Here is a 13,553-nt window from a genome sequence, read left to right on the forward strand (position 1 = left end):
AAGTGGAATACTAAATCTGGCCACCTGAATAGAGGTGATATGCTCACCTCAGAACAACACAGGTGCCATAATGAAAAAAAGAAATTTCAGCGCAGAGTTTAAACGCGAATCCGCTCAACTGGTCGTTGACCAGAATTACACCGTGGCAGATGCAGCCAGCGCTATGGATGTCGGCCTTTCCACAATGACGCGATGGGTGAAACAATTACGTGATGAGCGGCAGGGAAAAACACCAAAAGCCTCTCCCATTACCCCGGAACAAATTGAAATCCGTGAGCTCAGGAAAAAGCTACAACGTATTGAAATGGAAAATGAAATATTAAAAAAGGCTACCGCGCTCTTGATGTCAGACTCCCTGAACAGTTCTCGATAATCGGGAAACTCAGGGCGCGTTATCCTGTGGCCACTCTCTGCCATGTGTTCGGGGTCCATCGCAGCAGCTACAAATACTGGAAAAACCGTCCTGAAAAGCCAGACGGCAGACGGGCTGTATTACGCAGCCAGGTACTTGAACTGCATGGCATCAGCCACGGCTCTGCCGGAGCAAGAAGCATCGCCACAATGGCAACCCAGAGAGGCTACCAGATGGGGCGCTGGCTTGCTGGCAGACTCATGAAAGAGCTGGGGCTGGTCAGTTGCCAGCAGCCGACTCACCGGTATAAGCGTGGCGGCCATGAGCACGTTGCTATCCCGAATCATCTTGAGCGACAGTTCGCCGTAACGGAACCAAATCAGGTGTGGTGCGGTGATGTGACCTATATCTGGACGGGTAAGCGCTGGGCGTACCTCGCCGTTGTTCTCGACCTGTTCGCAAGAAAACCAGTGGGCTGGGCCATGTCGTTCTCGCCGGACAGCAGGCTTACCATGAAAGCACTGGAAATGGCATGGGAAACCCGTGGTAAGCCCGTCGGGGTGATGTTCCACAGCGATAGTAATAATGCCGATGTCAGTCTTTACCACCACTTAGTTTGCCGTTTAACCAGATTGGTGTGATTACTGATGCAGTGAAGACCTTCCCGCATCCTGACTCACACAGCGATCGACCTTTTGTGTCCTGCCCTGGACCCGTCGGTTGCCGGAAGCGCCTTCATGCGAGGCATCTCCTCACCGATGCGCGTGACTCAAGAAGGGCCTGACGGCTTGTCTCGTTACTGTCCTGTCCGGGTTATCTGTCTGGAGATTCAACTCTGTTTCCTCACAGGAGCTCTGTCATGGTTGATAAAGTTACCGAAGCTGCCGTTGTGGGTGGCGTGGATACACATAAAGATTTGCACGTTGCCGCTGTCGTAGATCAGAACAATAAAGTCCTTGGGACTCAGTATTTCTCCACAACACGACAAGGTTACCGGCAGATGCTGGCATGGATGACCTCGTTTGGGACATTAAAGCGAATTGGTGTTGAGTGCACAGGTACCTATGGTTCCGGTTTGCTTCGTTATTTTCAGAACGCCGGGTTAGAAGTTCTTGAGGTGACTGCTCCAGACCGGATGGAGCGACGCAAACGGGGTAAAAGTGACACAATTGATGCTGAATGTGCCGCTCATGCAGCATTCTCAGGCATCAGGACAGTTACTCCCAAAACGCGTGATGGCATGATTGAGTCCCTGCGGGTATTAAAAACTTGCCGAAAAACAGCAATATCAGCCCGCAGAGTCGCTCTCCAGATTATCCATTCAAATATTATCTCTGCCCCGGATGAATTACGTGAACAGCTCAGAAATATGACGCGCATGCAGCTCATCAGGACCCTGGGTTCCTGGAGACCTGATGCCAGTGAATACCGCAATGTAACCAACGTTTATCGCATTTCATTAAAGTCCCTTGCCCGACGCTATCTCGAGTTACATGACGAAATCGCTGATCTGGATGTCATGATTGCGGCAATTGTCGACGAGTTGGCACCTGAGCTGATTAAACGTAATGCTATCGGATACGAAAGCGCTTCACAGTTGCTGATCACTGCCGGAGACAATCCTCAACGGTTAAGATCAGAATCAGGATTTGCGGCACTGTGTGGTGTCAGCCCGGTCCCCGTTTCTTCTGGAAAAACGAACCGTTACCGACTTAATCGTGGTGGAGATCGTGCTGCAAATAGTGCACTTCACATCATCGCCATCGGACGCTTACGAACTGACGCAAAAACAAAGGAATATGTCGCCAGGCGTGTAGCCGAAGGACATACAAAAATGGAAGCGATACGCTGTCTAAAGCGATATATCTCCCGCGAAGTTTACACGTTACTGCGCAATCAAAACAGGCGGATCAACAGTATCCCGATAACAGCTTGACTCTTAGAAGGGCGTCCAAGGCAGTCATTATACGAGCAGGCAGTTCCGGCAGTTACTGTGGCGATACCGGATCAGGCAGAGTATGAGTCGGCGTGGAAACTGCTGGGATAACAGCCCAATGGAGCGCTTCTTCAGGAGTCTGAAGAACGAATGGGTGCCAGCGACGGGCTATGTAAGCTTCAGCGATGCAGCTCACGCAATAACGGACTATATCGTTGGATATTACAGCGCACTAAGACCGCACGAATATAATGGTGGGTTACCACCAAACGAATCAGAAAACCGATACTGGAAAAACTCTAACGCGGTGGCCAGTTTTAGTTGACCACAACAAACCCATCAAACAAGTGTCAAAACCGCTTACTGTGCGTATGTTCGCAGAATCAGCCAGAGCAGGCCACTGGTTATATGATTGATTACAAGGAGTGTTGAAAATGGCTGTACCCGTTCATTTATTTTTAAAAGACGATGGTGGCGCGATGATTCGTGGAGGCTCGGATGTCCGGGGACGTGAAGGCAGTATTGAGTTACGTGGTTTAACACATAACCTTAGCATTCCAACCGATGGTGCCACTGGAAAGCTAACCGGTACACGCCAACATGGCCCATTTCTCTTTGACAAAGAGATCGATTCCTCCAGCCCATACCTCTACAAAGCGGTTGCGACAGGTCAGACACTTCAAAGTGCGGAACTAAAGTTCTATCACATAAACGACGCAGGCCAGGAAGTGGAATACTTTAATACCCTGCTTGAAGGTGTAAAAGTTGTATCAGTGACACCAATCGTGCATGACACACGTACGGTAACGGGAACCGGGCATTTGGAAAGCGTACAACTGCGCTATGAAAAAATCACCTGGTGTATTGTAGATGGCAATATTCAATATACCGACGCCTGGAACGAACGTACTACGGCATAACAAAGATGACGCAATACATCCTAATAAAGGCGCCCACAGGCGCCTTTAGCAAGACCGTTACCCCTTCGCAGTTTTCCCCGCAATCACCCCGATAAACTCCAGCACCTGCTTTTGCTTACGCGCGGAGAACTTTTCCACGGCGCGCAGGGATTTCATCAGTTCTGACTCTTCGGGTTCGGGCGTGCGGGCGGTTAACACAATGCAGCCTTGCATGACGCGCACATCGACGCGGGTGCCGGTGTCGAATCCGGCGGCTTTAAGCCACTGGCCCTTCATCACGATGGACGGAAACTGGACATACTTCACCGGCAAACGGCTGTAATCAGGATAACCGCTCGCATAACCCACCTTCAGGCAACGGTTATCTGCGACGTACACTTCTGGATCAAATGAAACTGCAATACAATGCGTATCAGTCATGGTCGCTATTCCTCGATAATAGTTACTGCGATTAGCGATGCGGAGGTGTTGGCGCACCTTCGCATCGCGCTAATAAAACCCCTGTAAATTACCCCAGTAATTGGCGGGAAGTCCAGATGTAAATAAGATGAAATAAGCGCGATTAGCACGCTTTCGGAATAAATAGAAATCCTCTCTATCCCAATAAACATAGTATTATTCACCGTATAAATTCATTCATATCCCATCCTCCTGATACCTGCCATTTCCAGAAAATAACGCCCATCTGTATCAGACAAAAATGTGATCTAATTCACTGAATCAAATAGCAAACTCTGAAGCAACACCGTTTTGTACACTTTGCTTTACACTTTTAGTGATGTGAATCACAAATATAAACCCGTGAAGTGATCCGACTCTCACAAAATGGGGTGTACTCATTCAGCAATACAGAATGAGCACAGCCTGGAAAGTTAAGTTTTCAGTATTTCCCCTCTCCACGGGGGCACCATCGCAAATGGCAAATCAACACGCAAAAAAAAACTTGTTGAATATGAACGGGTAAAAAAATGACGTGTGATTTGCATCACCTACATTTACAGCTTTTTAAATTATTGCCAGTGATTAATGTTGACCAGGCTATTTCCATAATCAATTAAATCTTGCATAGTGCCTCCACATTATTTCTCCCCCTGACTCAGGAGGCGAATAGTTATATTTCATCAGACTTTATTGATGAACCAGGTATGCTTTACTTCACATTAATACGTACATGACCACTGTTACTGGAGAAACAAAATGAATTATCCGGCAGAACCCTTCCGTATTAAAAGCGTTGAAACTGTATCTATGATCCCGCGTGATGAACGCCTTAAGAAAATGCAGGAAGCGGGATACAATACTTTCCTGTTAAATTCGAAAGATATTTATATTGACCTGCTGACAGACAGTGGCACCAACGCAATGAGTGACAAGCAGTGGGCCGGCATGATGATGGGTGATGAAGCCTACGCGGGCAGCGAAAACTTCTATCATCTGGAAAGAACCGTGCAGGAACTGTTTGGCTTTAAACATATTGTTCCTACTCACCAGGGGCGCGGCGCAGAAAACCTGTTATCGCAGCTGGCAATTAAACCGGGGCAATATGTTGCCGGGAATATGTATTTCACTACTACCCGTTATCACCAGGAAAAAAATGGTGCGGTGTTTGTCGATATCGTTCGTGACGAAGCGCACGATGCCGGTCTGAATATTGCTTTTAAAGGTGATATCGATCTTAAAAAATTACAAAAACTGATTGATGAAAAAGGCGCCGAGAATATTGCCTATATTTGCCTGGCAGTCACGGTTAACCTCGCAGGCGGGCAGCCGGTCTCCATGGCTAACATGCGCGCGGTGCGTGAACTGACTGCAGCACATGGCATTAAAGTGTTCTACGACGCTACCCGCTGCGTAGAAAACGCCTACTTTATCAAAGAGCAAGAGCAGGGCTTTGAGAACAAGAGCATCGCCGAGATCGTGCATGAGATGTTCAGCTACGCCGACGGTTGCACCATGAGTGGTAAAAAAGACTGTCTGGTGAATATCGGCGGCTTCCTGTGCATGAACGATGACGAAATGTTCTCTTCTGCCAAAGAGTTAGTCGTTGTCTACGAAGGCATGCCATCTTACGGCGGCCTGGCCGGACGCGACATGGAAGCTATGGCGATTGGTCTGCGCGAAGCCATGCAGTATGAGTACATCGAGCACCGCGTGAAGCAGGTTCGCTATCTGGGCGACAAGCTGAAAGCCGCGGGTGTACCGATTGTTGAACCGGTGGGCGGTCACGCGGTATTCCTCGATGCGCGTCGCTTCTGCGAGCATCTGACGCAGGACGAGTTCCCGGCGCAAAGCCTGGCTGCCAGTATCTATGTGGAAACCGGCGTACGTAGTATGGAGCGCGGAATTATCTCTGCGGGCCGTAATAACGTGACCGGTGAACACCACAGGCCGAAACTGGAAACCGTGCGTCTGACTATTCCACGCCGCGTTTATACTTACGCGCATATGGATGTAGTGGCTGACGGTATTATTAAACTTTACCAGCACAAAGAAGATATTCGCGGGCTGAAGTTTATTTACGAGCCGAAGCAGCTCCGTTTCTTTACTGCACGCTTTGACTATATCTAAATAATAATTATGGCCCCATCTCAGGATGGGGCTTTTTTGTATTTCTTTTCCATGAACAGGAAGCCTTTGCGGTGCCCGTTACCGTGACATAACTACAAAAGTAAACCCTGACTCCGACATTTTTATTATCCGCATGATGTACAAATGACAGCTGTAATTATAACGAATAGTCTACAGGAACATTTATCATGGATATTAATGCCATTGAGCGACAGAGTAGTACCCCCGGACTGATTAGCGGAACCATGTTGGTTATCGCGACCGTAGTGGGTGGAGGGATGTTTTCCCTGCCGATTGCGATGGCTGGCGTATGGTTCCCCGGTGCGTCAGTTATTCTTCTGTTTATCGCCATCATGATGTTATTAACCGGTATGATGCTGGTCGAAGTTAACCTGCATTATGGCGCCGGTGCCAGTTTTAATACTTTTACTCAGGATTTATTAGGCCGAAAGTGGAATATTGTGGTCGGTATCGCTTTCGGCTTTGTGCTGTATATTCTGACCTATGCCTATATCTCTGGTTCGTCGGCGGTGATGGCGCAAACCGTGTTCAAATACAGCGGCGTGCGCTTTCCGGCGAATATCTCGGTGGTGATCGTCAGTATGCTGGTCGGGGCGATTGCCTGGTACAGCTCCTTGTTGGTTGGACGTATTACTACCGTGTTGATCATCGGTAAGTTTATCGCGTTCTTTGCCACCTTCTCTGGCCTGGTGGGTCATATCGAAGTGGCGAAACTCGTCGACAGCGTGGCGGTGGCGCTGCCCAATTCGCAGTACCTGCCGTATATCCTGATGACGCTGCCGTTCTGCATTATCTCGTTTGGTTTTCACGGTAACGTGCCGAGCCTGGTGAAGCTGTATGGCACGAGCGGGATCTCGAATATTACGCGTTCGATTATCATCGGCACGCTGTTTGCCCTGCTGCTGTATATCTTCTGGCTGGGTGTCACGATGGGCAACATCAGTCGTTCCTCATTCCCGCCAATTATCGCCAAAGGCGGCAATATCGACGTGTTTGTCGAGGCCATCAGCGGGCTGTTCACCAGCCGTTATATGGATCTGATCCTGACCTTCTTCGGCAACTTTGCGGTAGCCAGTTCCCTGCTGGCGGCGACGCTTGGCCTGTTCGATTACATCGCCGACCTGTTTCACTTCCCGGATGACGGCATGGGTCGCCTGAAAACCGCGCTGGTGACCTACTTCCCGCCAGCCGCCGTGTGCTTCTTTTTCCCGAACGGGTTTGTCCACGCCATTGGTTACGCCGGTCTGGCCTTTACCATCTGGAGCGTGATCCTGCCGCCGTTCCTGGTGAAAGCGGCGCGGAAACGTTTTCCGACCGCCAGCTATACCGCGCCGTGTAATAACACCGTGCTCAATCTGGTCATTGTCTGTGGGGCGGTTGTCTATCTGACGGTTGTTCTGGACGTATTTGGTCTGCTGCCAACGTTTCGCTAGACGGAGTCAAAATGAAAAACGTGTTGTCTGTTCAGTCGTCAGTCGTTTATGGCTATGCCGGAAATAAAGCCGCCGTGTTGCCGATGCAGCTCTCGGGGATCGATGTCTGGCCGTTTTACACCGTACAGTTTTCCAACCACACCCAGTACGGGATGTGGCAGGGCATGGCGATGCCGCACGGCGAGCTGAGCGCCATTATCAGCGGGCTGGATGACCTGCAAAAACTGGCGCAATGCGATGCCGTGCTGTCCGGGTATCTCGGGGACAAACGCCATTGCGAAGAGGTGAAGCTCGCGGTCACCACCATTCGCCAGCGTAATCCCCAGGCGCTCTATTTTTGCGATCCGGTGATGGGCGACCCGCAAAAAGGCTGCATCGTCGCGCAGGGCGTGGAGTCCTTTTTTGTCGATGACGCCATTCAACTGGCTGATGTGATGGGGCCGAATCTCTATGAGCTGGGCGTGCTGACGGGCAGACAACTACGTAGTTTTGATGAGGTGGTGGAAGCGGCGCAGCAGCTGGTGGCGTGGGGTGTGAAGAAGGTGCTGGTGAAACATCTCGGCGACTGCTCGCGCGACAAACAGGCGTTTGAAATGCTGCTGGTGACGGCGGAACAGACGTTACACATCGCCCGGCCGCTGTATACCTTTGCCAAAATGCCGGTGGGCGTTGGGGATCTGATTTGCAGCGTGATGCTGGCTTCACTGCTCAACGGTTATGAGGACAAGCAGGCGCTGGAGCGGACCACCAGTGTCGTCGACGCGGTGATGCGGCTGACGAAAGAGCACGACTCGTATGAACTGCGGCTGATAGACGCGCGTCACCAGATAATGGAGCCGCAAATTCGCTATCTGGCAACGGTGCTGTAGCGCCGCAAGGAGGCTCTATGTTTCTGACACTGCTACGATTTCAGCATCCGCTGATCTACCGTTTTGCATGGCTTCGTCTGTGGGTCAGGGTGTTAAGAGCGTGCGGGCTGCGTAAGTGAAAGGGGAGAACATTTTCTCTGCTGCCGGATGCGGCGCTTGCGCCTTATCCGGCCTACAAATGAGCGTGAAACGTAGACCCGATAAGCGAAGCGCCATCAGGCATTAGCGCCAGGCATTACACGCGGAAGTAGCGTGGTGGGATCAACGCGGAAAAGGCGTCGAACTTCTTCACCATCTTTTTCCAGAACAACATAACAACTATCCTCGATTTGAAACATCGGCGCTATTTTAGTCAGCGCCGACAAATCGTAAAGCCAGTCGCTTCGTTTCGATCCTGAAGCGGTGTAAACCTTTTTGGTCACCGCGTCGTCAAATACGGTTGCCGTGAATTTGACGGGGTTGACAATGGATTACGCCATAAACCAGTAATAAAAGAGACCAACTTTCAGGCCGAGGATCACAATATAGGCGCAGCAGTATTTCATGGTGCCAGACATTATCTGGTTGGCCTGTCCGTCCATTTTGGTGGCTGAAACCGCAATGGCGATACTCTGCGGCGAAATCATTTTCCCCCCCGTTGCGCCAGAAGTATTCGCCGCCGCGAGCCAGTTGGGATCGATATGCAGTTTACTGGCGGCAATGGTTTGCAGTTTGCCGAACAAAATATTCGAGTTGGTATCGCTGCCGGTAACAAACGTGCCCAGCGCGCCAATCACTGGGGCGAGGAAGACGTAGGAACTGCCGGTCAGATCGACAATCGACTGGGCCAGCGTGGAGATAATCCCGCTGAGATCCATCACCGTGGCCAGCGCGACAATCGCCATAATCGCCACAATGGAATTTTTAAGCTGGAAAATGGTTTTGATAAACACTTCCAGCATCCCGCGTGCGGACGCTCCCTGAATAAAACCGCCGATAAGGGTCGCAAAGATGATCAGCATCCCCGGCGTGGTCACCCATTCAACTTTCAGCGCCAGCGTGTTGCCGTCGGCGAGCGTGAAATGCAGCACCGAGGCCAGTTGGGACGCCGCGCCTTTGATCGTCGGGAACAGCGGTGAGCACAGCAGGATAAAAACAAAAATAAACAGATAGATAGAGCCTACGCGGAACAACACTTTTGCCGAGCGCGGCGTGGTTTCGCGGGTATGGCTGACCTCAATGCGCCACTCGGGATCGGTTTTCCCTTTGCGCAGGCGGCTGACCATCGCCACGGCAAACAGGCTGACCAGGCTACCGGCAAAGGCGGGCAATTCCGCGCCAAGATGAATGGCGACAAAATATTGCGGAACCAGCGTGGTGATGCCGCAAATCAGCGTGATCAGAAATACGCCACGAATGGCTTTCAGGCCGCCGCCAATAATGCAGACAATGACAAACGGCAGCAGGATATTAAACAGCGCGAGCTGCAGAATAATGGTTCCGCCTAAGGTATACACCGACAGATTAACCTGTTCCGCCAGAATAGAAACCGGGATCCCGACCGCGCCGAACGCGGTGGGAACGGTATTCGCCACGAGAGAAGCGATCGCCGCCTTCAGCGGGTTGAATCCCAGCGCAATAAGAATGCCGATCGGAATAGCGACCGCCGTGCCATAACCTGCCGCGGCTTCAAGGAATCCGCCGAAGCACCATGAAATCAGTAGCACCTGAATACGCTTATCTTCGCTAATGCTGGCGAGAATATCGCGCAGAATATCCAGCGCCTTGGTCGCCTGCATGACGTTATAACTGAAGATGGCGCCGAGGATCACAATCACAATCGGCCATAACCCCTTCAGGGCGCCATAGCCTATCGCGGCTTTCAGATTCTGTACGGGCATTTCCCAGAATATGGCCGACAGCGCGGCAGTGAATACCAAAGAGATCAACACGGAATAATGGATGGGCATTTTCAATTTCAATATTAAAAATACCATCAGTAGTAAAGGAGAGAGTGCCAGGGCAAACATAAAATATTCGTTCATTGCTATTCCTGATTGGTTCATTAAACCTGATTTATATTTATGGTGGGGAGGCTACATTGCTGGGTTAATAAAGTATGTAAACTGAATCGCTTCAGTGAATAAAGTAATTATGATTTGTAGTTTTGTAACTATTGTAATCTTTTAATTAAAATATAATGCCAGGTAAATATACTTAAGAGTAAGCTGAATACCTATAAATAGTTATATGATAACCTTTTTAATAATGCTGGTGATGAGAATAGTAAGCACCTGAAACTGTTTTTAAGGTGTTCATAACACTGTGGTTTTAAATATAAAAATGTGAGCGAGACCGAAAGAAATAAACCTGGTTGTTGCATATGGGGGTTGATTAGGGGATTATTTGGTTTTGTCATACAAATGAAAATACAGACATATGCGACTGTCCTGACTTAAGAAGCGGAGAGTCGGTATCAAAGGAAAACGACCCGAGCATCATCATGAACCCAGGCATTAGTAAAAACAGCAAACAGAAAAACTGGGCGTGAAATACGGCTGAACCTTTGCTTGATATCGCGATATCAAGCGCAATAAACAGAAATGAAGCAATGGAGTAGTTATTGTGAATGTAAATTTCTTTGTTACCTGCATTGGTGACGCACTGAAATCACGGATGGCACGAGACTCCGTATTGCTGCTGGAAAAACTGGGTTGTCGCGTTAATTTCCCCGAGAAGCAAGGGTGTTGCGGTCAGCCAGCCATCAACAGCGGTTACATCAAAGAGGCGATCCCTGGGATGAAAAACCTGATCGCCGCCCTGGAAGACAACGACGATCCGATTATCTCGCCAGCAGGCTCCTGTACCTACGCGGTAAAAAGTTATCCGACGTATCTGGCCGATGAGCCGGAATGGGCGCTGCGTGCCGAAAAGGTTGCCGCGCGTATGCAGGATCTCACCTCCTTTATCGTCAACAAGCTGGGCGTGGTGGACGTCGGCGCCAGCCTGCAGGGCCGCGCTGTCTATCATCCCTCTTGTAGCCTGACTCGGAAGCTGGGGGTGAAGGAAGAGCCGCTCACGCTGCTGAAAAACGTGCGCGGGTTGGAGCTGCTGACGTTTGCCGATCAGGATACTTGCTGCGGCTTTGGCGGGACGTTCTCTGTCAAAATGGCCGAGATATCCGGCGAGATGGTGAAAGAGAAAGTCTTACATTTGATGGATGCGCAGCCGGAATATTTGATTGGCGCAGACGTCAGTTGCCTGCTGAACATTGGCGGTCGACTGCAACGGGAAGGCCAGCCGGTCAAAGTGATGCATATTGCTGAAGTGCTGATGAGCCGCTGAGGGGAAAGAGATGTCGATAAAAACCAGCGATGTAGAATTTAAACTGCGCATTCGTCAGCAGATAGAAGATCCGATCATGCGCAAAGCCGTGGCCAATGCGCAGGAGCGTATTGGCGCAAATCGACAAAAAATGGTCGATGAGTTAGGCCACTGGGAAGACTGGCGCGATCGTGCCAGCCAGATCCGCGATCACGTGCTGAGCAACCTCGACGCTTACCTGTATCAACTCTCCGAGAAAGTGACGCAAAACGGCGGTCACGTCTATTTCGCCAAAACCAAAGAAGAGGCCACCGCCTACATTCTGCAGGTCGCGCGCAGCAAAAACGCGAAGAAGGTGGTGAAGTCCAAGTCGATGGTGACCGAGGAGATCGGCGTCAACCATGTCCTGCAGGATGCGGGAATTCAGGTGATCGAAACAGATCTCGGGGAATACATCCTGCAATTGGATCAGGATCCACCTTCGCACGTCGTGGTCCCGGCTATTCATAAAGATCGCTATCAGATCCGCCGCGTGCTGAACGAGCGTCTGGGGTATGACGGCCCGGAAACCCCGGAAGCTATGACCTTGTTCATTCGCCAGAAGATCCGCGAGGATTTCCTGAGTGCCGAAATCGGTATTACCGGCTGTAACTTTGCCGTGGCGGAAACCGGTTCAGTATGCCTGGTGACCAACGAAGGCAACGCGCGCATGTGCACCACGCTGCCGAAAACACACATTGCGGTGATGGGCATGGAGCGTATCGCGCCAACCTTTGCTGATGTGGATGTGCTGATCACCATGCTGGCGCGCAGCGCCGTGGGCGCTCGTCTGACGGGCTATAACACCTGGCTGACCGGCCCGCGTGAGGCGGATAACGTGGACGGACCGGAAGAGTTCCATCTGGTGATTGTCGATAACGGTCGCTCGCAGGTGCTGGGCTCTGAGTTTCGCGATGTGCTGCGCTGCATCCGCTGCGGGGCCTGTATGAACACCTGCCCGGCGTATCGCCACATTGGCGGACACGGCTATGGCTCTATCTATCCCGGCCCTATTGGCGCGGTGATTTCTCCGCTGCTCGGCGGCTATAAAGATTTTAAAGACCTGCCGTACGCCTGTTCCTTATGCACGGCCTGCGACAGCGTCTGCCCGGTGCGTATTCCGCTGTCAAAACTGATCCTGCGTCATCGTCGGGTGATGGCCGAGGAGGGCATTACCCCGAAAGCCGAGCGACGGGCGATCAAAATGTTCGCTTATGCCAATAGCCATCCGGGGCTGTGGAAAGTCGGAATGATGGCGGGCGCGCATGCGGCAAGCTGGTTTATCAATGGCGGGAAAACCCCGCTCAAGGTTGGCGCGATTGGTGACTGGATGGAGGCGCGCGATCTGCCTGATGCTGACGGCGAGAGCTTCCGCAGCTGGTTTAAGAAACATCAGGCGCAGGAGAAAAAGAATGGATAACCGTACCGCGTTTTTAAACACCATCGCCCAGGCGCTGGGTCGCCCGCCGCGTTTCGAACCGCAAGCGGATGCCGCGCCGGTTAACAATTATGCCAACGAGCGCCTGACTGAACTTAGCCCGCAGCAGCGCTGCGATGCGTTTATCCAGTTCGCCAGCGAAGTGATGCTGGCCCGCTGTGAACTGATTCGCGAGGACCAGGCCGCAGAAGCAGCGCTACGCCTGTGTGAAGAATTGGGTCAGCCGGTAGTGCTGAGCGGCGACAGCCGACTGGTAGCGCTGGGCATCACCGAACGTTTGCAGCAGGAATGCAACGCCGTGGTCTGGGATCCGGCGCGAGGCAGCGAAAATATTACCGAGGCCGAGCAGGCGAAAGTCGGCGTGGTGTATGCCGAGTATGGCCTGACCGAGTCCGGCGGCGTGGTGCTGTTTTCCGCGCCGGAGCGCGGGCGTTCTTTGAGCCTGTTGCCGGAGTCCTCGATTTTCGTGCTGCGTAAAAGCACCATCCTGCCGCGCGTGGCGCAACTGGCAGAAAAACTGCATCAGAAAGCGCAGGCCGGTGAGCGTATGCCATCGTGCATTAACATTATCAGTGGACCCAGCTCGACGGCGGATATTGAGCTTATCAAGGTGGTTGGGGTGCATGGCCCGGTGAAGGCGGTGTATCTGATTATTGAGGATTGTTAAGGCAGGA

General features: G+C 51.4%; 10 protein-coding genes and 3 pseudogenes. 11 read left to right on the forward strand and 2 right to left on the reverse strand.

Annotated features, from left to right (window positions below; all coding sequences use genetic code 11):
* Positions 1–70: 70 nt before the first annotated feature.
* The 5 genes and pseudogenes from HV334_RS03100 to tssD all read left to right on the forward strand — a co-directional run.
* Positions 71–930, forward strand: a pseudogene (locus HV334_RS03100) (IS3-like element ISEc52 family transposase); the annotation flags it as partial.
* 281 nt (positions 931–1,211) lie between these two features.
* Positions 1,212–2,288: an IS110 family transposase gene (locus HV334_RS03105; RefSeq protein WP_000227969.1), complete on the forward strand. Its 1,077-nt coding sequence runs from the start codon at positions 1,212–1,214 to the stop codon at positions 2,286–2,288.
* Positions 2,289–2,304: 16 nt separating this feature from the next.
* A pseudogene (locus HV334_RS03110) lies at positions 2,305–2,613 on the forward strand (integrase core domain-containing protein); the annotation flags it as partial.
* A 4-nt stretch (positions 2,614–2,617) separates the two neighbouring features.
* Positions 2,618–2,704: pseudogene (locus HV334_RS03115) on the forward strand (DUF1493 family protein); the annotation flags it as partial.
* An 18-nt stretch (positions 2,705–2,722) separates the two neighbouring features.
* On the forward strand, positions 2,723–3,208 hold the full coding sequence (gene tssD, locus HV334_RS03120) for a type VI secretion system tube protein TssD (RefSeq protein WP_003830101.1): 486 nt from the start codon (positions 2,723–2,725) through the stop codon (positions 3,206–3,208).
* Between the two features lie 57 nt (positions 3,209–3,265).
* Here the strand turns inward: tssD and symE are convergent, their stop codons facing one another.
* Positions 3,266–3,628, reverse strand: a complete 363-nt coding sequence (gene symE, locus HV334_RS03125; protein WP_049282963.1) for an endoribonuclease SymE — start codon at positions 3,626–3,628, stop codon at positions 3,266–3,268.
* 777 nt (positions 3,629–4,405) lie between these two features.
* Between symE and HV334_RS03130 the strand changes: the two genes are divergently transcribed.
* The 3 genes from HV334_RS03130 (at position 4,406) to pdxY (ending at position 8,099) form a co-directional block, all read left to right on the forward strand.
* Entirely contained in the window at positions 4,406–5,776 is a 1,371-nt protein-coding gene (locus tag HV334_RS03130) for a tyrosine phenol-lyase (protein ID WP_016155590.1), read from the forward strand.
* 188 nt (positions 5,777–5,964) lie between these two features.
* A complete protein-coding gene (locus HV334_RS03135) occupies positions 5,965–7,230 on the forward strand; it encodes an aromatic amino acid transporter (protein ID WP_181221167.1) in 1,266 nt (421 codons plus the stop codon).
* A gap of 11 nt (positions 7,231–7,241) precedes the next feature.
* Entirely contained in the window at positions 7,242–8,099 is an 858-nt protein-coding gene (gene pdxY / locus HV334_RS03140; protein ID WP_016155591.1) for a pyridoxal kinase PdxY, read from the forward strand.
* Positions 8,100–8,569: 470 nt separating this feature from the next.
* Here pdxY and HV334_RS03145 read toward each other — a convergent pair whose 3' ends face one another.
* Positions 8,570–10,123: an L-lactate permease gene (locus HV334_RS03145; RefSeq protein ID WP_153689761.1), complete on the reverse strand. Its 1,554-nt coding sequence runs from the start codon at positions 10,121–10,123 to the stop codon at positions 8,570–8,572.
* Positions 10,124–10,703: 580 nt separating this feature from the next.
* Here HV334_RS03145 and HV334_RS03150 point away from each other — a divergent pair.
* From HV334_RS03150 to HV334_RS03160, 3 genes are read left to right on the forward strand one after another with little or no spacing between them, the layout of a single operon-like run.
* Positions 10,704–11,423: a (Fe-S)-binding protein gene (locus HV334_RS03150; protein WP_016155592.1), complete on the forward strand. Its 720-nt coding sequence runs from the start codon at positions 10,704–10,706 to the stop codon at positions 11,421–11,423.
* A gap of 10 nt (positions 11,424–11,433) precedes the next feature.
* Positions 11,434–12,861 carry a LutB/LldF family L-lactate oxidation iron-sulfur protein gene (locus tag HV334_RS03155; RefSeq protein ID WP_016151552.1) on the forward strand — a complete coding sequence of 476 codons (1,428 nt, stop codon included), beginning with the start codon at positions 11,434–11,436 and terminating at the stop codon, positions 12,859–12,861.
* Complete coding sequence (locus HV334_RS03160) at positions 12,854–13,546, forward strand: lactate utilization protein C (protein WP_047500809.1); 693 nt, start codon at positions 12,854–12,856, stop codon at positions 13,544–13,546. Before HV334_RS03155 ends, HV334_RS03160 begins: the two co-directional genes overlap by 8 nt.
* Positions 13,547–13,553: the final 7 nt, after the last annotated feature.

Origin of the sequence: Citrobacter sp. RHBSTW-00944, from assembly GCF_013615435.1 — a bacterium.
Lineage (GTDB): Bacteria > Pseudomonadota > Gammaproteobacteria > Enterobacterales > Enterobacteriaceae > Citrobacter > Citrobacter braakii.

Bases quoted from the DNA above. Each gene is read 5' to 3' on its own strand.
- HV334_RS03105 (WP_000227969.1), top strand. From the start codon at position 1,212: ATGGTTGATAAAGTTACCGAAGCTGCCGTTGTGGGTGGCGTGGATACA.
- tssD (WP_003830101.1), top strand. From the start codon at position 2,723: ATGGCTGTACCCGTTCATTTATTTTTAAAAGACGATGGTGGCGCGATG.
- symE (WP_049282963.1), bottom strand. From the start codon at position 3,628: ATGACTGATACGCATTGTATTGCAGTTTCATTTGATCCAGAAGTGTAC.
- HV334_RS03130 (WP_016155590.1), top strand. From the start codon at position 4,406: ATGAATTATCCGGCAGAACCCTTCCGTATTAAAAGCGTTGAAACTGTA.
- HV334_RS03135 (WP_181221167.1), top strand. From the start codon at position 5,965: ATGGATATTAATGCCATTGAGCGACAGAGTAGTACCCCCGGACTGATT.
- pdxY (WP_016155591.1), top strand. From the start codon at position 7,242: ATGAAAAACGTGTTGTCTGTTCAGTCGTCAGTCGTTTATGGCTATGCC.
- HV334_RS03145 (WP_153689761.1), bottom strand. From the start codon at position 10,123: ATGAACGAATATTTTATGTTTGCCCTGGCACTCTCTCCTTTACTACTG.
- HV334_RS03155 (WP_016151552.1), top strand. From the start codon at position 11,434: ATGTCGATAAAAACCAGCGATGTAGAATTTAAACTGCGCATTCGTCAG.
- HV334_RS03160 (WP_047500809.1), top strand. From the start codon at position 12,854: ATGGATAACCGTACCGCGTTTTTAAACACCATCGCCCAGGCGCTGGGT.